The organism is uncultured Roseobacter sp., from assembly GCF_947492555.1.
In the GTDB taxonomy this organism is placed as follows: Bacteria; Pseudomonadota; Alphaproteobacteria; order Rhodobacterales; family Rhodobacteraceae; genus Roseobacter.
On sequence record NZ_CANLNE010000003.1, the window covers coordinates 391,111 to 407,786 of the forward strand.

15 protein-coding genes are annotated in these 16,676 nt (G+C 62.2%); 13 read left to right on the forward strand and 2 right to left on the reverse strand.

The genetic code is table 11. From position 1 onward, the window contains the following. Positions 1–8 precede the first annotated feature (8 nt). The 3 genes from Q1A07_RS15015 to mraY are packed head-to-tail and all read left to right on the forward strand — an operon-like array spanning position 9 to position 4,048. Positions 9–1,490 carry a UDP-N-acetylmuramoyl-L-alanyl-D-glutamate--2,6-diaminopimelate ligase gene (locus Q1A07_RS15015; protein ID WP_299782726.1) on the forward strand — a complete coding sequence of 494 codons (1,482 nt, stop codon included), beginning with the start codon at positions 9–11 and terminating at the stop codon, positions 1,488–1,490. Beyond that, the gene (gene murF / locus Q1A07_RS15020) at positions 1,487–2,923 is read left to right on the forward strand and encodes a UDP-N-acetylmuramoyl-tripeptide--D-alanyl-D-alanine ligase (RefSeq protein WP_299782728.1); all 1,437 of its coding nucleotides are present in this window, start codon (positions 1,487–1,489) and stop codon (positions 2,921–2,923) included. The genes Q1A07_RS15015 and murF overlap by 4 nt, the downstream gene beginning before the upstream one ends. A 3-nt stretch (positions 2,924–2,926) precedes the next feature. Continuing rightward, the gene (mraY, locus tag Q1A07_RS15025) at positions 2,927–4,048 is read left to right on the forward strand and encodes a phospho-N-acetylmuramoyl-pentapeptide-transferase (RefSeq protein WP_299782729.1); all 1,122 of its coding nucleotides are present in this window, start codon (positions 2,927–2,929) and stop codon (positions 4,046–4,048) included. Between the two features lie 257 nt (positions 4,049–4,305). Here the strand turns inward: mraY and Q1A07_RS15030 are convergent, their stop codons facing one another. Then, positions 4,306–4,938 (reverse strand): hypothetical protein, encoded by a 633-nt coding sequence (locus Q1A07_RS15030; protein ID WP_299782731.1) that lies wholly within the window; start codon positions 4,936–4,938, stop codon positions 4,306–4,308. A gap of 358 nt (positions 4,939–5,296) precedes the next feature. Here Q1A07_RS15030 and murD point away from each other — a divergent pair, with 358 nt between their 5' ends. After that, the gene (gene murD, locus Q1A07_RS15035; protein WP_299782733.1) at positions 5,297–6,688 is read left to right on the forward strand and encodes a UDP-N-acetylmuramoyl-L-alanine--D-glutamate ligase; all 1,392 of its coding nucleotides are present in this window, start codon (positions 5,297–5,299) and stop codon (positions 6,686–6,688) included. 63 nt (positions 6,689–6,751) lie between these two features. Here the strand turns inward: murD and Q1A07_RS15040 are convergent, their stop codons facing one another. Continuing rightward, complete coding sequence (locus tag Q1A07_RS15040) at positions 6,752–7,927, reverse strand: NAD(P)/FAD-dependent oxidoreductase (protein ID WP_299782735.1); 1,176 nt, start codon at positions 7,925–7,927, stop codon at positions 6,752–6,754. A gap of 136 nt (positions 7,928–8,063) precedes the next feature. On the opposite strand from Q1A07_RS15040, the gene ftsW reads away from it, so the two are divergent. The 9 genes from ftsW to ftsA all read left to right on the forward strand — a co-directional run bounded on the left by ftsW (position 8,064) and on the right by ftsA (position 16,395). Continuing rightward, entirely contained in the window at positions 8,064–9,233 is a 1,170-nt protein-coding gene (ftsW, locus tag Q1A07_RS15045) for a putative lipid II flippase FtsW (RefSeq protein WP_299782737.1), read from the forward strand. After that, on the forward strand, positions 9,230–10,333 hold the full coding sequence (locus Q1A07_RS15050; RefSeq protein ID WP_299782739.1) for a UDP-N-acetylglucosamine--N-acetylmuramyl-(pentapeptide) pyrophosphoryl-undecaprenol N-acetylglucosamine transferase: 1,104 nt from the start codon (positions 9,230–9,232) through the stop codon (positions 10,331–10,333). The genes ftsW and Q1A07_RS15050 overlap by 4 nt, the downstream gene beginning before the upstream one ends. Continuing rightward, on the forward strand, positions 10,330–11,736 hold the full coding sequence (gene murC, locus Q1A07_RS15055) for a UDP-N-acetylmuramate--L-alanine ligase (protein WP_299782741.1): 1,407 nt from the start codon (positions 10,330–10,332) through the stop codon (positions 11,734–11,736). Before Q1A07_RS15050 ends, murC begins: the two co-directional genes overlap by 4 nt. Next, the gene (locus Q1A07_RS15060) at positions 11,736–11,984 is read left to right on the forward strand and encodes a DUF2484 family protein (protein WP_299782743.1); all 249 of its coding nucleotides are present in this window, start codon (positions 11,736–11,738) and stop codon (positions 11,982–11,984) included. Before murC ends, Q1A07_RS15060 begins: the two co-directional genes overlap by 1 nt. After that, complete coding sequence (locus tag Q1A07_RS15065) at positions 11,981–12,229, forward strand: DUF2484 family protein (protein ID WP_299782745.1); 249 nt, start codon at positions 11,981–11,983, stop codon at positions 12,227–12,229. Before Q1A07_RS15060 ends, Q1A07_RS15065 begins: the two co-directional genes overlap by 4 nt. Before the next feature lie 9 nt (positions 12,230–12,238). Then, positions 12,239–13,156 (forward strand): UDP-N-acetylmuramate dehydrogenase, encoded by a 918-nt coding sequence (gene murB / locus Q1A07_RS15070; RefSeq protein ID WP_299782747.1) that lies wholly within the window; start codon positions 12,239–12,241, stop codon positions 13,154–13,156. A gap of 160 nt (positions 13,157–13,316) precedes the next feature. Then, a complete protein-coding gene (locus Q1A07_RS15075; protein ID WP_299783551.1) occupies positions 13,317–14,195 on the forward strand; it encodes a D-alanine--D-alanine ligase in 879 nt (292 codons plus the stop codon). Beyond that, complete coding sequence (locus Q1A07_RS15080) at positions 14,183–15,058, forward strand: cell division protein FtsQ/DivIB (protein ID WP_299782749.1); 876 nt, start codon at positions 14,183–14,185, stop codon at positions 15,056–15,058. Before Q1A07_RS15075 ends, Q1A07_RS15080 begins: the two co-directional genes overlap by 13 nt. Before the next feature lie 2 nt (positions 15,059–15,060). After that, on the forward strand, positions 15,061–16,395 hold the full coding sequence (ftsA, locus tag Q1A07_RS15085; RefSeq protein ID WP_299782751.1) for a cell division protein FtsA: 1,335 nt from the start codon (positions 15,061–15,063) through the stop codon (positions 16,393–16,395). Positions 16,396–16,676: the final 281 nt, after the last annotated feature.

Here is a 16,676-nt window from a genome sequence, read left to right on the forward strand (position 1 = left end):
CGGAGCCGATGAGCACAGACGCAAAGACACTTTCCTCCCTCGGCCTGACGGCCAAAGCCGGGCGCAATCCGGAGGTCACCGGGCTGGCCGTGGACAGCCGCGACGTGCAGGAGGGGTTTCTCTTTGCCGCCATGCCGGGCGTCAAGATGCACGGCGCGGAGTTCATCCAATATGCGCTGCGTATGGGGGCGGCGGCTGTGCTGACAGATGCCGACGGGGCCAAGATCGCCGCGGAGGAACTAAGCACCAGCGAAGCTGCCCTGGTCGTGACGTCCGAGCCGCGCGAGGCTCTGGCACGCGCCGCCTCGCTCTGGTTTGGTCGGCAGCCGCCGGTGATGGTGGCGGTCACGGGGACCAACGGCAAAACCTCGGTCAGCACCTTCGTGCGGCAAATCTGGACGCTGCTGGGCCACGCCGCGATCAACCTTGGCACCACCGGTGTGGAAGGCGCGTGGACCGCGCCGCTGATGCACACCACGCCCGAGCCGATCACTCTGCACCGCGCGCTCGCCGAGGCCGCTGAGCACGAGGTTACCCATGCGGCCATGGAGGCCTCCAGCCACGGGCTGGATCAACGACGTCTGGACGGCGTGACCCTCAGGGCTGCTGGCTTCACCAACTTTTCGCAGGACCATCTCGACTACCACGAAAGCTTCGAGGCCTATTTCGATGCCAAGGCAGGGCTGTTCGCGCGGGTGCTGCCCGAAGAGGCCAAGGCCGTGATCAACATCGAGGAGGAGCGTGGCGTCGATATGGCCGCGATTGCTAACGCGCGCGGCTGCCCGGTGGTCTCCGTCGGGCGGGACATCGGCGATTTTCACCTCGGCAATATTCAGGTCGATGCCACCGGCCAGACGGTCCAGTTCTTTCATCTGAGCAAATCCTACGTGCGCCGCATCAACCTGATTGGGGATTTTCAGGCCGAAAACGTCTTGCTGGCCGCCGCACTGGTGATCGCCTGCGGCGAAAAGCCCAACGTGGTGTTCGACACCTTCGAGGATCTCAGGACCGTGCGCGGTCGGATGCAACTGGCGGCGACACGCGACAATGGCGCCACGGTCTTTGTGGATTACGCCCACACGCCGGGGGCCGTTGCCACCGCCCTCAAGGCGCTGCGCCCGCATGTTGTCGGGCGGCTGATCGCAATCGTCGGCGCAGGCGGGGACCGCGATGCCACCAAACGTCCCTTGATGGGGCAGGCAGCGGCGGAGAACGCCGATCTGGTCATCGTGACCGATGACAACCCCCGCTCCGAGGACCCCGCGACGATCCGTGCCTCCGTCCTGCTGGGCGCGCCCGACGCACAAGAGGTGGGCGACCGGGCCGAAGCCATTCTGCGCGGTGTGGACGCGCTGGGGCCGGGGGATGCGCTGCTGATCGCGGGCAAAGGCCACGAGACCGGTCAGACCGTGGGCGACGATGTTCTGCCCTTTGATGATGCTGAACAGGCCAGCGTCGCAGTGGCGGCCCTGGACGGGAGGTTCGCGTGACGCTTTGGACCGCGCAGGACGCGGCGGCGGCGACAGGCGGGCAGGTTACCACCGATTGGACCGCCACGGGCGTATCCATCGACACCCGTAGTATCGAAACGGGTGACCTTTTCGTAGCCCTCGAGGACCAGCGTGACGGGCATGAATTTGTGGCCCAGGCGCTGGAAAAAGGTGCGGCGGCTGCCCTTGTCACGCACCGGCCTGATGGCGTGGCAGACGATGCGCCCCTCTTGATTGTTCCGGACGTGCTGGCCGGGCTGGAGGCTTTGGGACAGGCGGCGCGGGCACGGATGGGTGGCAAAGTTGCAGCTGTGACTGGCAGCGTCGGCAAGACGTCGACCAAGGAGATGCTGCTCGAAATGTTGCGCGTGCAGGGGCGCACCCATGCCTCTGTGGCCAGCTACAACAACCATTGGGGCGTGCCGCTGACGCTGGCGCGGATGCCTGCCGACACCGAATTCGCCGTGATCGAGATCGGCATGAACCACCCCGGCGAAATTGCGCCGCTTTCTAAAATGGCACAGCCGCATGTGGCGCTGGTCACCACCGTGGCCGCCGCGCATCTGGAGGCTTTCGACGACATCACCGGCATTGCCGTGGAAAAAGCCTCGATTTTCGACGGCGTTGTCCCGAACGGTGTTGCGGTGCTGAATTCGGATGTCGAAACCGCGGCGATCCTGATGGCCAAGGCGCAGGATTGCAAGCTGCGCGACATCAGCTTTGGCGAAAACGGCTATGATTTCAAACTGATCCGGGCCGATCTGCGGGAGGACACCACGGTCGTTCAGGCGCAGATGGGGGCGGAGCCGCTGCTTTACAAAATCGCTTCTCCCGGACGTCACTTTGCCATGAACGCGCTCGGCGCGCTGGCGGTGGTGGCAGCCCTTCATGCCGATATCGCGCTGGCCGTCGCCGCCCTGGGTCGATGGAAGCCCTACAAGGGCCGGGGTCAGCGCGAACGCATACATCTTGATGCTGTTGAAGTGGGCATGACGCTGGATCTGATCGACGACAGCTACAACGCCAACCCCACGTCGATGGCGGCGGCGCTGGACGTGCTGGCCGCAGCCCCGGTGACCAACGATATCGGGCGTGTCTCGCGCGGGCGGCGGATCGCTTTTCTGGGCGACATGAAGGAATTGGGGCCGGATGAGATTGCCCTGCATGCTGGTCTCGCGCACTTGCAGGCGATGCAATCGCTGGACGTTGTGCATTGTATCGGACCCCTCATGCGATCGCTCTACAATGTTCTGCCCGAGGCGCAGCGCGGGGCGTGGTTCGAGACCGCCGAGGAGGCGCTGCCGGGTCTGAAACGCAGACTCGACAGTGGCGATGTGGTGCTGGCCAAGGGGTCGCTGAGCATGAAGCTGGGTCTCATCGTTGACGCCATCCGCAAAATGGGACATGCCCCGCTGGATGTGGAAGAAGGATAATCGATGCTTTACTGGCTCACGCTGCTGTCGGACGGGGGGGATTTTTACAACCTCTTTCGCTACATCACCTTCCGCGCTGGCGGCGCCTTTCTGACGGCCTTGGTATTTGGGTTCCTCTTTGGCAAACCGCTGATCGCCGTGCTGCGCAAGCGTCAGGGCAAGGGCCAGCCCATCCGCGACGACGGTCCCGAGACGCATTTCGCCAAGGCGGGCACGCCGACCATGGGTGGTCTGCTGATCGTTGGGGCGCTGGTGACCTCCACGGCGCTCTGGGCGCGGCTCGACAACCCCTTTGTCTGGATCGTGCTCTGCGTGACGCTCAGCTTTGCCGCTATCGGCTTTGCCGATGACTACGCCAAGGTGTCAAAGGGCAACCACAAGGGCGTTCCGGGCAAGGTGCGGCTGCTGTTGGGGTTCGTCATCGCCGGGATTGCAACCTATTGGGCCATGTCGATACATGCCTCAAATGATGTCGAACTTGCGGCGCGGGTGGCGGAGTATGATCCGCTCGCCGGGCGGCTTGCCCTGCCTGTGTTCAAGGATGTGTTGATCAATCTGGGGATGTTCTTCATCCCCTTCGGCATGATTGTAATCGTTGGGGCGGCCAACTCGGTGAACCTCACCGACGGGCTGGATGGGCTTGCCATCATGCCGGTCATGATCGCGGCCAGTACACTGGGTGTCATTGCCTATGCGGTGGGCCGGGTCGATTTCACCGAGTACCTCGATGTGCACTATGTGCCCGGCACCGGCGAGATCCTGATCTTCTGCGCCGGTCTCTTCGGCGGCGGCCTCGGGTTTTTGTGGTACAACGCGCCCCCGGCAGCCGTTTTCATGGGTGACACCGGCAGCCTTGCTCTGGGCGGTGCTTTGGGTGCCATCGCCGTCAGCACCAAGCACGAGATCGTGCTGGCCATCGTCGGCGGGCTTTTCGTGGTCGAGGCGCTGTCGGTGATCATTCAGGTCCTCTATTTCAAACGTACCGGGAAACGCGTTTTCCTGATGGCCCCGATCCATCACCACTATGAGAAAAAAGGATGGGCCGAGAGCACCATCGTGATCCGCTTCTGGATCATTTCCCTGATCCTGGCGATGATCGGGCTGGCCACGCTGAAAGTGCGTTGACCGACTCGTTATGAACAGAAGTCAGCCGCCGGCTGGGTCTTCTATATCGGCTTAGCGCTAGTAGCCTTGCGATATCCGCTGGCGTGCGGTGACCCCTGTCAGCCCAAAGCGGACCAATGTCCTCTGACGAGAAGTGTAGTCGCCGCCTACACTGTTCTGATCTTTTAAGCCAGAGTCCCTTGCTTAAGCGAATTGCGCGTCAGTCATTTCGCGCCAGTCTTTTAAATTTTGCTGGCTAAGGATTGAATAATCCAGTGTCAGGCACCTTTTGAGCAGTAAGCTTCGACGTAATCGCGTAAATCATTCGCGATAGTTTCTCGGTCAGGAAGCGGAATAAACAGGTTCAGTGTCAGGTTTTCGACCGATTCAAATTTTTTCCCATCCCGCCTTTCTGAGTATGTATGCGCTTTCATATCTTCGAGCGGACGAAAGATACTGCCAAAGCCATACGCATATAGTTCAACTAGATAAAGACCACGGAACTCGCTTTGCTCAATTCGCCCGACCCGAGTTAGATCGATTGTCAAGATCTGCAGCTTTACACCAATTGGCTGCGGGTCCGGAGAACTATATTCAGTTTCCATTTGGAGTTCACATCCATTAAGTGTGGTTGAAACTTCTTTGACACGTTCCAAGTCGACGCCAACGCGTTCGGTCCAAGACAGCATTTGTTCTATTCGTGCAACCTCATCGGCGGAGGCTCTTTCTAACGCAACGAATGTCGTGCAAACTATTAGTGCTGGAAAGGTCATCAGCCTGAGAGCTGATTTCAAAAAAGAACTCAATGACAGTGCGAATTGGCGAGACACGTTTGGACCAATTTTTCTCAAATGAAATCTATCCTGATGGCTCCAAGCTGGAACACACTCTTTTTGTAAGACTACAAACATTCGCTCAAGCAGTTGGCCTTGTACTTGGCATTTCAAAATCATAGTCGCCGTATCCCGATCCTCCGAAAAACCGATCTGCGTGGACTGTATCGTCTCCCGCTATCACATGACAGATTACACGTGTCGTCTCGCTCATACTTCCTGTTTGGCCAAGCTGAGCTTTAAGGTCTGCTGTCGGGAAATTGTACACACTTTGCAAAGTCTGCTTCCTGCGCAAGCCAGACATCGGTCTCGATAGGGCATCGGCTGTCCACCGCGTCATTCACTCCTTAGCGCCCCCGGCGTGCGCCGCGTTAACCGGCTTGCCCCCGGACGCTCCGGGCGGCAATGTCTCCGAAACGTGAAGGGAGAGCCGTGCGTGATTCCGGTTGTAGGTGTGCAAGGTCAGAAAGTTGCCGTTCTGGGGTTGGGTCGCTCGGGGCTGAGCGCCGCGCGGGCACTGGCGGCGGGCGGGGCGACGCCGCTTTGCTGGGATGACAACCCAGGCGCCAGGGAGCGCGCCGAGGCGGAGGGGTTCACGTGCCAGCCGTTTCGTACGGCGGCTGATTTTGACGATATCGCACGGCTGATCGTCAGCCCCGGCATTCCGCATCTCTACCCCACCCCGAACCCGGTTGTTGCGGCGGCGCTGTCGGCGGGGGTGCCGGTCGACAATGACATTGGTCTCTTCTTTCAGTCCTTTGCGACGCACGCGTGGAACGGGTTTGATGTGGCGCCACGGGTTGTGGCGGTCACCGGGTCGAACGGGAAATCCACAACCTCCGCATTGATCCACCATATTCTGTCGGAGGTTGAGCGTCCCTGTCAGCTGGCCGGGAACATCGGGCGTGGCGTCCTTGATCTGGAGCCGCCCATTGACGGCGAAGTTGTCGTGCTGGAACTCTCCAGTTACCAGACCGAGCTGGCGCGCAGCCTGACGCCGGACATCGCAGTGTTTACCAATCTCTCACCGGATCATCTGGACCGGCACGCGGGGATGGGGGGGTATTTTGCCGCCAAGCGGCGGCTCTTTTCCGAAGGCGGGCCGGACCGGGCGGTGATTGGCGTGGATGAACCCGAGGGACAGTATCTGGCCGGACAGCTCTCCGAGGGGCGCAGGGATGACCGGGTCATCCGCGTCTCTGTCGCTGGAAAGCTGACCGGGCCGGGGTGGCAGGTCTTTGCGCGCAAGGGTTTTCTTTCGGAGTACCGCAAAGGCAAACAGGTGGGGTCCATCGATCTGCGCGGGGTTCCAGGGTTGCCGGGGGCCCATAACCACCAGAATGCCTGCGCGGCCTATGCCGTTTGTCGGGCGTTGGGGTTGGCGCCGAAGGTGATCGACGCGGCCTTCCACAGTTTCAGCGGGTTGCCGCATCGCAGCCAGTTGGTTGGAGAAAAGGACGGCGTGCGTTTTGTCAACGACAGCAAGGCCACGAATGTGGACGCGGCGGCCAAGGCATTGTCGGCCTTCGAGCGGGTGCGCTGGATCTGCGGCGGGTTGGAAAAAGAGGGCGGGTTGGCGGAGCTTGGCACCGCGTCCTCGGTGCGCAAGGCCTATGTGATTGGTCGGGAAGCAGCGTCCTTTGCCATGCAGCTGCCGATGGAGGCCGAGGTTTGCACCACGATGGAAAAGGCGGTGGCCTGTGCCGTGGCCGAGGCGGAAGAGGGGGATGTTGTTCTTTTGGCGCCTGCGGCGGCCAGTTTCGATCAATATGACAACTTCGAGCAGCGCGGTGACGATTTTGTGGCTGCGGTTCGGGCTTATCTCTGAATTCTTTGCTTTTTTCGGACGTTGGGCTGCCTCCGGCGGGCATATTTTCAGAACAATGAAGGCTCAGGCATTGAGCGCCCGTGCTGCGGCCATGGCTGATGACCACGCCCATTGAAAGTTGTATCCACCCAACCAACCGGTGACATCGACCGCTTCGCCAATGAAATAAAGTCCGCGCACTGACTTTACCTCCATCGTCTGGGCGGAGAGCGCATCGGTATCGATACCGCCCAGCGTAACTTCCGCCGTGCGGTAGCCTTCGGTGCCGGTGGGTTTCAGCCGCCAGTCGGACAGGTTGTTGCAGATGCTGCCGAGGTGCTGGTCGGACTGGTCCGCGAGGTTGCCCGTCAGGTCGATTTCGTGCGCCAGATGCTCCACCAGACGCGCGGGCAGGTGGGCCGCCAGTTCCGTGGTCAGGTTGCGCCGCCCCGACTGTTTACGCTGACTGCGCAGTCTGTCCATGAGGTCAACATCCGGCAACAGATTGACGGAAACCTCGTCACCCTCCCGCCAATAGGAGGAAGCCTGCAATATGGCCGGGCCGGAGAGGCCCCTGTGGGTGAAGAGCAGGGCTTCGTCAAAGCTCTGGTGGCCAGCCGTCACCCGGGCCTTAGCGGACACCCCGGCAAGGTTGGTGAACCGCTCCTTGGCGAAGGTAAATGGGACCAGCGCGGGGCGGGTTTCGGTAACCGGCAGGCCGAATTGCGCCGCCAGATCATAGGCAAGGCCCGTGGCGCCCATTTTCGGGATGGATTTCCCGCCAGTGCAGACCACGAGGTTCTTGGCGGTGATCTGCGTTGTGGTGCCGTCTGTGTCCAGGATGAATGTGAACCCATCCGGGGATTTTGCAAAACCCTGTGCCGTGGTTTGCAACCGCAGATCGACGCCGTTTTGCTGCATCAATCCCCGGAGCATCGCGATGATCTCCTTGGCTGAGGTGTCACAAAAGAGCTGTCCCAGCGTCTTTTCATGCCAGGCGACGCCGTGACGATCCACCAGATCGATGAAGTCCCATTGCGTGTAGCGGGCCAGTGCGGATTTGGCGAAATGCGGGTTGCCGGACAGGAACGCGCCGGCGTCCGTATGGAGATTGGTGAAGTTGCATCTTCCGCCGCCGGAGATGCGGATTTTCTCCCCCGGTGACCGCGCGTGATCCACCAGCAGAATGCGCCCTTTTGCGTGGGCGGCACACATCATGCCAGCGGCACCCGCGCCTATGATTGCCGTATCAATCTGCATCGCCGCCAACTGGCGTGAAAACCGAGCAATGGCAAGCCTTGAGGCTGGCGTTGCGAATGATTTCGCGCTACTGTGACGCCAGCAGACCCCGAAAAGGGGCGCATCGAGGCAGTATAGTAAGTCAAGGCAGGCACCCATGACGGAAATGGTCTATGGCGCAGTTCCGGTTCGCGATGGTGAACCGATCCTTCCCAAATGGTGGCGGACAATCGACAAATGGGCGATGTCCTGCATTCTGATGCTCTTTGCCGTAGGGCTTTTGCTGGGGCTCGCGGCGTCCCCGCCACTTGCTGCTAAGAACGGGTTCGAGCCGTTTCACTATGTGCAGCGTCAGGCGGTTTTCGGCATGTTTGCCCTGGTGGCGATGATCATCACCTCCATGATGTCGCCCGTTCTGGTGCGGCGTCTGGCGGTCCTGGGCTTTATCGCCGCCTTTGTCGCCCTTGCTTTGCTGCCCTTTTTCGGCACCGATTTCGGTAAGGGGGCCGTGCGCTGGTACGGGCTCGGGTTTGCCTCCGTGCAGCCCTCTGAGTTCCTGAAACCCGCCTTCGTGATCGTGGCGGCCTGGATGATGGCCGCCTCGACGGAGCTGAACGGTCCGCCCGGCAAGACCTGGTCGCTGGCGCTCTGCGTCGCGATTGCGTCGATGCTGGTGCTGCAGCCTGATTTCGGTCAGGCCTGTCTGGTGCTGTTCAGCTGGGGTGTGATGTATTTCGTGGCCGGTGCGCCGATGGTGCTGCTGGTGGGCATGGCGGCGCTGGTCGTCTTTGGGGGCACGCTGGCCTATTCCGGGTCAGAACATTTTGCGCGGCGCATTGATGGGTTCCTGTCGCCGGAAATCGATCCGCGTACGCAGCTTGGCTATGCCACCAACGCCATTCAGGAGGGCGGCTTTTTCGGCGTCGGCGTGGGCGAGGGGCAGGTGAAATGGTCGTTGCCCGATGCGCATACCGACTTCATCATCGCGGTGGCCGCAGAAGAATACGGGTTGATCCTCGTGCTGGTGATCATCGCGCTTTACGCCACGGTGGTCGTGCGGTCGCTGCTGCGGCTGGTGCGCGAGCGGGACCCCTTCATCCGCCTTGCGGGCACCGGGCTTGCCTGCACGCTAGGCGTTCAGGCCATGATCAACATGGGTGTCGCGGTGCGCCTGCTGCCTGCCAAGGGCATGACATTGCCCTTCGTCAGCTATGGCGGGTCTTCGGTCATTGCCAGCGGCATCGCCGTGGGCATGCTGCTCGCCTTCACGCGGACACGACCGCAGGGCGAAATCAGCGATCTGCTGTCACGCGGGCGCGCCCCGTGAGCGCGCAACCGCTCCTGCTGATCGCCGCAGGCGGTACCGGCGGGCATATGTTCCCCGCCCAGGCGCTGGCCGAGGCGATGTTGCATCGCGGCTGGCGGGTGAAGCTCAGCACCGATGCGCGCGGTGCGCGGTATACCCAGGGCTTCCCGCATTCCACCGAGATCGAAGAGATCAGCAGCGCCACCTTTGCGCGGGGCGGGTTGCTGGCCAAGGCGGTGGTGGCCCCGCGCCTTGTGCTTGGGACGCTTGCCTCGATCTGGGGCTTCATGCGGGACAAGCCAGCCGTGGTTGTGGGGTTTGGCGGATATCCGACGATCCCGGCGCTCTCTGCGGCCCATCTGATGAAACTGCCCCGGATGATCCACGAACAGAACGGCATTCTGGGCCGGGTGAACAAGGTCTTTGCTCCCCGCGTCGATGCCATCGCTTGTGGGACGTGGCCCACCGACCTGCCCGAGGGCGTCGAGGGTCAGCACACGGGTAATCCGGTACGGCGTGCCATTCTTGATCGCGCGGAGGCCGGGTACATCGCGCCGGGTGACTATCCCATGGAACTTTTGGTGATCGGCGGCTCGCAAGGGGCGCGCATCCTCAGTGATGTGATCCCACCCGCCATCGCCGCGCTGCCAATGCAGATGCTGCGCAACATCCGGGTGAGCCATCAGGCGCGGGAGGAAGATCTGGAGCGGGTCGCGGGTTTCTACGCCGAACACGGGATCAACGCCGACGTGCAGGTTTTTTTCAACGATGTGCCGCGTCGCATGACCGAAGCACAGCTGGTGATCAGCCGGGCAGGGGCGTCATCCGTGGCTGATCTGTCGGTCATCGGGCGCCCGTCCATCCTCATCCCCTATGCCGCGGCAACAGGCGATCACCAGACCGCCAATGCCCGCGGATTGGTGCAGGCGGGCGGGGCGATCATGATCCCGGAAAGCCGTTTGAACGTAGATGCCGTTGCGGAACATATCCTGACGGTGCTGGACAATCCGGATGCCGCCATGCACATGGCGCGCGCCGCTGCCGGATTCGGCAAGCCGGACGCCACGGAGGCACTGGTGGAGATGGTCGAGCAGCTGGCAGAAAAAGGGCAAAGCACATGAGCGCAGCAACCAAACTGCCCGGCGACGTCGGGCCTATCCACTTTGTTGGCATTGGCGGCATTGGCATGTCGGGCATCGCCGAGGTGCTGCTGAATCATGGTTATACCGTGCAGGGCTCTGATCTCAAATCCTCCCCGATCACCCGGCGGCTCGAAGAGTTGGGCGCGCATGTCTTTGAAGGGCAGCGCGCCGAGAACATCGCAAATGCCGAGGTTGTCGTGATCTCCAGCGCGATCAAACCCGGCAATGCCGAACTTGATGCCGCGCGGTCGCAGGGTCTGCCAATTGTCAGACGGGCGGAGATGCTGGCGGAGCTGATGCGCCTGAAATCCAACATCGCCGTGGCGGGCACCCACGGCAAGACGACGACGACGACGATGGTGGCAACGCTGCTCGATGCCGGTCAATTCGACCCCACGGTGGTGAATGGCGGGATCATCCACGCCTATGGCTCCAATGCGCGGGCGGGCGAGGGCGAATGGATGGTGGTGGAGGCCGACGAGAGTGACGGCACCTTCAACCGGCTGCCCGCGACCATCGCCATCGTCACCAACATCGACCCCGAGCACATGGAGCATTGGGGCGATTTCGACACGCTGCGGCAGGGGTTTCTGGATTTCGTCTCCAACATCCCGTTCTACGGGGTCGCGGTCTGCTGCACCGATCATGCAGAGGTGCAGGCGCTGGTGGGCAAGATCACCGACCGCCGCGTCGTGACCTATGGGTTCAATGCGCAGGCCGACGTGCGCGCAACCAATCTCACCTATAAAAACGGCATCGCGCATTTCGATGTGGCGCTGCAGGCCGAGGATATCCTGATCGAAGGCTGCACCCTGCCGATGCCGGGGGATCACAATGTCTCCAATGCGCTTTCCGCGATTGCCGTGGCCCGACATCTGGGCATGAAAGGCGAGCAGATTCGCGACGCGTTAGCCAAGTTTGGCGGCGTTAACCGGCGCTTCACCCGCGTGGGCGAAGTTAGTGGCGTGACGATCATTGATGACTATGGCCACCACCCGGTTGAAATCGCTGCGGTGCTGAAAGCGGCGCGGCAGGCGACCGACGGCCGCGTGATTGCCGTGCACCAGCCGCACCGCTACACGCGGCTCTCTGGTCTTTTCGATGACTTTTGTGCCTGTTTCAACGACGCCGACGTAGTCGGCATTGCCGAAGTCTACGGTGCCGGGGAGGACCCCATCGAGGGCGCCAGCCGAGATGATCTGGTCGCAGGCCTTATTCGTCACGGTCACCGCCATGCCCGTGCCGTCGTCGGCGAAGACGATCTGGAACGGCTGGTGCGCGAACAGGCGCGGCCCGGGGACATGGTTGTCTGCCTCGGTGCCGGTACCATCAGCACATGGGCCAATGGCTTGCCCGACCGTCTGCGCAAAGGGGCCGCCTGATGCTGCTCTGGGTCTGCATCGCGTGGGTCTTCGCCTCCGCCCTGGTGGCGATGCTGCCGATGCGCCATCAATACATCCCCGGTGTGGCTCTCCTGATCGCCGCCCCTGGCCTGATCCTCTGGATCGGCTTTGACGTCAGCTGGTGGGCTGCGGCCCTCGCGCTTTTTGCTTTTGTATCCATGTTTCGTAATCCGCTGCGTTATTTTCTGGCCCGGGCCCGTGGCGAAAGACCGGAGATCCCGAAATGAGCTTCCCCCTCATTCTGGCCGCGCTCTGGGCCGTGGTGGCCAATGTACTGGCCATGACCCCCAGCAAGGACCACCATTGGCGCAACGCCTATATGTTGATCGCCATCGGCATTCCGATCGTGGGCTATGTCACGTGGTTGCATGGGCCCTGGCTCGGCTTGCTGGTCATGGCGGGCGGGGTGTCGGTGCTGCGCTGGCCGGTGATCTATCTGGGGCGCTGGATCAAACGCCGGACCTTGCGTTAGGCTCCCACCATGACAGATATGCCTGACGTCCGCGGCCGCCTGACGCCAAACCGGTCCCTGAGCGATCTGACATGGCTGCGCGTCGGAGGGCCGGCGGACTGGCTTTTTCAACCTGCCGACCTGCAGGACCTGAGCGACTTTCTGGCCGCCTTGCCACGTGAGATTAACGTTTTCCCCATGGGTGTCGGCTCCAACCTGATCGTGCGCGATGGCGGGTTGCGCGCCGTGGTGATCCGTCTTGGGCGTGGCTTCAACGGGATCGAGGTGACGGACGGCCTTGTGATCGCCGGGGCCGCCGCTCTGGATGCCCATGTAGCAAAAAAGGCTGCGGATGCCGGGCGCGATCTGACGTTCCTGCGGACAATTCCGGGCAGCATCGGCGGTGCAGTGCGGATGAATGCGGGCTGCTATGGCAGCTACACGGCGGATGTGCTGGTCGAAGCGCAGGCCGTGACGCGTGAGGGTGAGATCATCACACTGCGGCCAGACGATCTGCGCTTTGCCTACCGTCAGAGCCAGGTGCCCGAGGGCTGCGTCCTGACACAGGCCACGTTTGCCGCCCACAAGGGCGATCCCGCAGAATTACACGCGCGCATGGCTGATCAGATCGCCAAGCGTGACGCAACCCAGCCCACGAAAGACCGCAGCGCCGGGTCGACCTTTCGTAATCCGGCGGGGTTTTCGTCCACCGGGCGGGCGGATGACGTGCATGATCTCAAGGCGTGGAAAGTCATTGACGATGCTGGCCTGCGCGGGGCGCAGCTTGGCGGCGCCCAGATGAGCGAGAAACACTCCAATTTCCTGATCAACACCGGGGGCGCCACCGCGGCGGATCTGGAAGGATTGGGGGAAGCGGTGCGAAAAAAGGTTTACGCCCAAAGCGGTATCACGCTAGAATGGGAAATCATGCGCGTGGGCGAGAATTAAGGTTTCCTTAACCACGATCCCGCCAGACTGCATGCAGAAAAAACGACGGTGAACCGGCGCAAAAGTCGGACCAAAACAACGAAGAACGGGCCCCAGAGGTCTGGTAAAGAGGCACCAAGTGGGTCAGTCGAGCAGGACACCCCAACGTGTGGCGGTATTGATGGGCGGCCCTTCGGCTGAGCGCGAAGTGTCTCTGTCAAGTGGGCAAGCCTGTGCTGCCGCGCTGCGGGGAGAAGGATTTGAGGTGATCGAGGTCGATGCGGGCCGCGATCTCTGTACCGTTCTGGCGGAACTCAACCCGGATGCTGTTCTGAATTGCCTGCACGGGCGCTGGGGCGAGGATGGCTGCGTGCAGGGGCTGCTGGAGTGGATCGGCATGCCCTATTCCCATTCCGGTGTGCTGTCTTCTGCCCTGGCTCTGGACAAACAACGCAGCAAGGCGGCCTTTGCCGCGGCGGGTCTGCCGACGGTCCCCAGCATTCTGGTCCCCTCAGCCGAGGTGCGCAGCCGCCATGTCATGCCGCCGCCCTATGTGGTGAAGCCCAACAACGAAGGCTCGTCTGTCGGCATCTATCTTGTGCATGAAGACAGCAACGGCCCGCCGCAACTGGCAGCAGACATGCCGGAACAGGTGATGGTCGAGGCCTTCGCGCCGGGGCGTGAGTTGACGACCACCGTTCTGGGGGATCGGGCGCTGACAGTCACGGATATCCTGACCGATGGTTGGTACGACTACGATGCGAAATACAAACCCGGCGGGTCGCGGCACGTGGTGCCTGCGGACGTGCCGAAGGAGATTTTTGACCTCTGCATGGACTATGCCCTGCGGGCGCACAGCACGTTGGGATGCCGGGGCGTGAGCCGCACCGACTTCCGCTGGGATGAAAGCAAGGGCACGGCGGGGCTGATCCTGCTGGAAACCAATACGCAGCCCGGTATGACCGCGACGTCGCTGACACCGGAGCAGGCGCAGGCCTGCGGTATGAGCTTTGGGCAGCTTTGCACCTGGATGGTGGAGGATGCCTCATGCGATCGCTGATGTCTCGCAAGCCGGGACCTTGCGATCCCGCACCCTCCCGCTGGGCTTGGCGGATGCAGCGGCTGATGCTCACGCCCGCATTCCTGCTGATGTTGCGTGCAGGCGTGCCGATGGCGCTGACATTCGGGGCCGCCACATGGTGGCTGTCCGAGGACGCCAACCGCCAGATGATCCGCGACACGGTCGCCGAGGCCCGCGCCAGTTTCGAGACGCGGCCTGAATTCATGGTGCAGCTGATGGCGATTGACGGCGGCGACGATGCACTTGCACAGGACATTCGCGAGATCGTGCCGCTGGATTTCCCGATCAGCTCTTTCGACCTCGACCTGACCGATATCCGGAACACGATCGCCGGGCTCGCGCCGGTCAAGACGGTGGGCGTGCGCATCCGTCCCGGCGGGGTGCTGCAGGTCGATGTCACACCGCGTACGCCGGTTGCCATCTGGCGCAGCCGCGAGGGCCTGACCCTGATCGACATCACCGGCGCGCATTTGGGCAAACTTGACAAGCGCATGGATCGGCCTGACCTGCTGGTCATCGCGGGCGAGGGCGCGGAAGGCGACGTGAAAGAAGCGCTCAATCTCTACCGGGCGGCCGCCCCTCTTGGGGTCCGGTTGCGCGGCATCGTGCGCATGGGTGCGCGTCGCTGGGACGTGGTGCTGGACCGGGGTCAGCGGATTCTGCTGCCGGAGCAGGGGGCGGTTGAGGCGCTCGAACGGGTGATTGCACTGGACGCGGCCGAGGATGTGCTCGGGCGTGATGTGGTGCGGGTTGATATGCGCCTTGGCACGCGCCCGACGGTGCAGATGAGCGAACAGGCGGCCACGCTGTGGTGGGAAATAAAGAAGGTTTCGGGGCAGTAGGAATGATGGACTTATACGAAAGCCAGCGCCAGATGCGCAACATGCGCAAAGCGGCCATGCAGCGCGGTGTGGTGGCCATTCTGGACGTGGGCAGCTCCAAAATCTCCTGTCTTGTGCTGCGCTTTGACGGCACCGGCGATCTGGGTGAAGAGGGCGAAATCGGGTCGCTCGCCGGGCAGTCGCAGTTCCGGGTGATCGGTGCGGCCACCACCCGTTCGCGCGGCGTGCGTTTCGGCGAGATCCACGCCATGCAGGAGACGGAGCGGGCCATTCGCACCGCCCTGCAAGGCGCGCAGAAGATGGCGGGCATCCGGGTCGATCACGTCATCGCCTGCTTTGCCGGGGCCGATCCCCGGTCTTACGGGCTTGATGCTCAGGTCGATCTCGACGGGCAGGCAGTGGATGAACAGGACGTGGCGCGGGCGCTTGCTGCCTGCGATGTGCCTGACTACGGCGTGGGTCGTGAAGTGCTGCACGCGCAGCCGGTGAATTTCGCGCTGGATCATCGCTCGGGCCTCAGCGATCCGCGCGGCCAGCTGGGCAATGCACTGTCTGTCGATATGCACATGCTGACGGTCGATGGCTCGGCGGTGCAGCACCTGGCGCATTGCATCAAACGCTGCGATCTGGAACTCGCAGGCATCGCCTCGTCGGCCTATGTCAGCGGCATCGCGGCGCTGGTGGAGGATGAACAGGAGTTGGGTGCCGCCTGCATCGATCTCGGCGGCGGCGCCACGGGCGTGTCGATCTTCATCAAGAAGCACATGATCTTTGCGGATACCGTGCGGATGGGCGGGGATCATGTGACGGGTGACATTTCCATGGGCCTCCAGGTGCCCATGTCCATGGCCGAACGGATCAAGACCATGCACGGCGGTGTGCATGCGACCGGTATGGACGACCGTGAGATGATCGAGATTGGCGGCGACACCGGCGACTTCGAACATGACCGTCGCACCGCCAGCCGTGCCGAGGTCATCGGCATCATGCGTCCCCGTGTCGAGGAAATTCTCGAAGAGGTGCGGGCCCGTCTGGACGCGGCCGGGTTTGATCATCTGCCCAGCCAACAGATTGTGCTGACAGGTGGGGGCAGTCAGATACCCGGACTCGACGGGTTGGCCAGCAAGATCCTTGGGCAACAGGTGCGTCTGGGCCGTCCTCTGCGGGTGCACGGGCTGCCGCAGGTCGCGACCGGCCCCAGCTTTGCCTCGGTGGTTGGCCTCACACTTTTCGCCGCCCACCCACAAGACGAGTGGTGGGATTTCGATATCCCGGCGGAACGCTATCCGAACCGGTCACTCAAACGCGCGGTCCGCTGGTTTCGCGATAACTGGTAAGGGCACGGCAATACGAATCACGGTGACGTAGCCCATGCGCTATGGTACCTTTCAAGCAAGGCCCGCGAGAGGCCCCAAGGCGACCGAGCAGTCGTCAGACATTGTGAGAATTGGCGCGCGAGTCGCGCATCGGGTGCTTCGCACCCGACCGAATCCTTTACGCGTTTTCTAGTGTTGGTTGCGCGCTGTTGCGCGACATCTTGCCAAAGACTACCGCTAGCAGGGGTTTGACGCCGTTTTCAGCCCATATTTTGTGTCGAAATGATGTTTTTTACGTGACG

What these genes read in the sequence shown, in the direction of transcription:
- Q1A07_RS15015 (WP_299782726.1), top strand. Translation starts at nt 9, where the DNA reads ATGAGCACAGACGCAAAGACACTTTCCTCCCTCGGCCTGACGGCCAAA.
- mraY (WP_299782729.1), top strand. Translation starts at nt 2,927, where the DNA reads ATGCTTTACTGGCTCACGCTGCTGTCGGACGGGGGGGATTTTTACAAC.
- Q1A07_RS15030 (WP_299782731.1), bottom strand. Translation starts at nt 4,938, where the DNA reads ATGTTTGTAGTCTTACAAAAAGAGTGTGTTCCAGCTTGGAGCCATCAG.
- Q1A07_RS15040 (WP_299782735.1), bottom strand. Translation starts at nt 7,927, where the DNA reads ATGCAGATTGATACGGCAATCATAGGCGCGGGTGCCGCTGGCATGATG.
- ftsW (WP_299782737.1), top strand. Translation starts at nt 8,064, where the DNA reads ATGACGGAAATGGTCTATGGCGCAGTTCCGGTTCGCGATGGTGAACCG.
- murC (WP_299782741.1), top strand. Translation starts at nt 10,330, where the DNA reads ATGAGCGCAGCAACCAAACTGCCCGGCGACGTCGGGCCTATCCACTTT.
- Q1A07_RS15060 (WP_299782743.1), top strand. Translation starts at nt 11,736, where the DNA reads ATGCTGCTCTGGGTCTGCATCGCGTGGGTCTTCGCCTCCGCCCTGGTG.
- Q1A07_RS15065 (WP_299782745.1), top strand. Translation starts at nt 11,981, where the DNA reads ATGAGCTTCCCCCTCATTCTGGCCGCGCTCTGGGCCGTGGTGGCCAAT.
- murB (WP_299782747.1), top strand. Translation starts at nt 12,239, where the DNA reads ATGACAGATATGCCTGACGTCCGCGGCCGCCTGACGCCAAACCGGTCC.
- Q1A07_RS15075 (WP_299783551.1), top strand. Translation starts at nt 13,317, where the DNA reads ATGGGCGGCCCTTCGGCTGAGCGCGAAGTGTCTCTGTCAAGTGGGCAA.
- Q1A07_RS15080 (WP_299782749.1), top strand. Translation starts at nt 14,183, where the DNA reads ATGCGATCGCTGATGTCTCGCAAGCCGGGACCTTGCGATCCCGCACCC.
- ftsA (WP_299782751.1), top strand. Translation starts at nt 15,061, where the DNA reads ATGATGGACTTATACGAAAGCCAGCGCCAGATGCGCAACATGCGCAAA.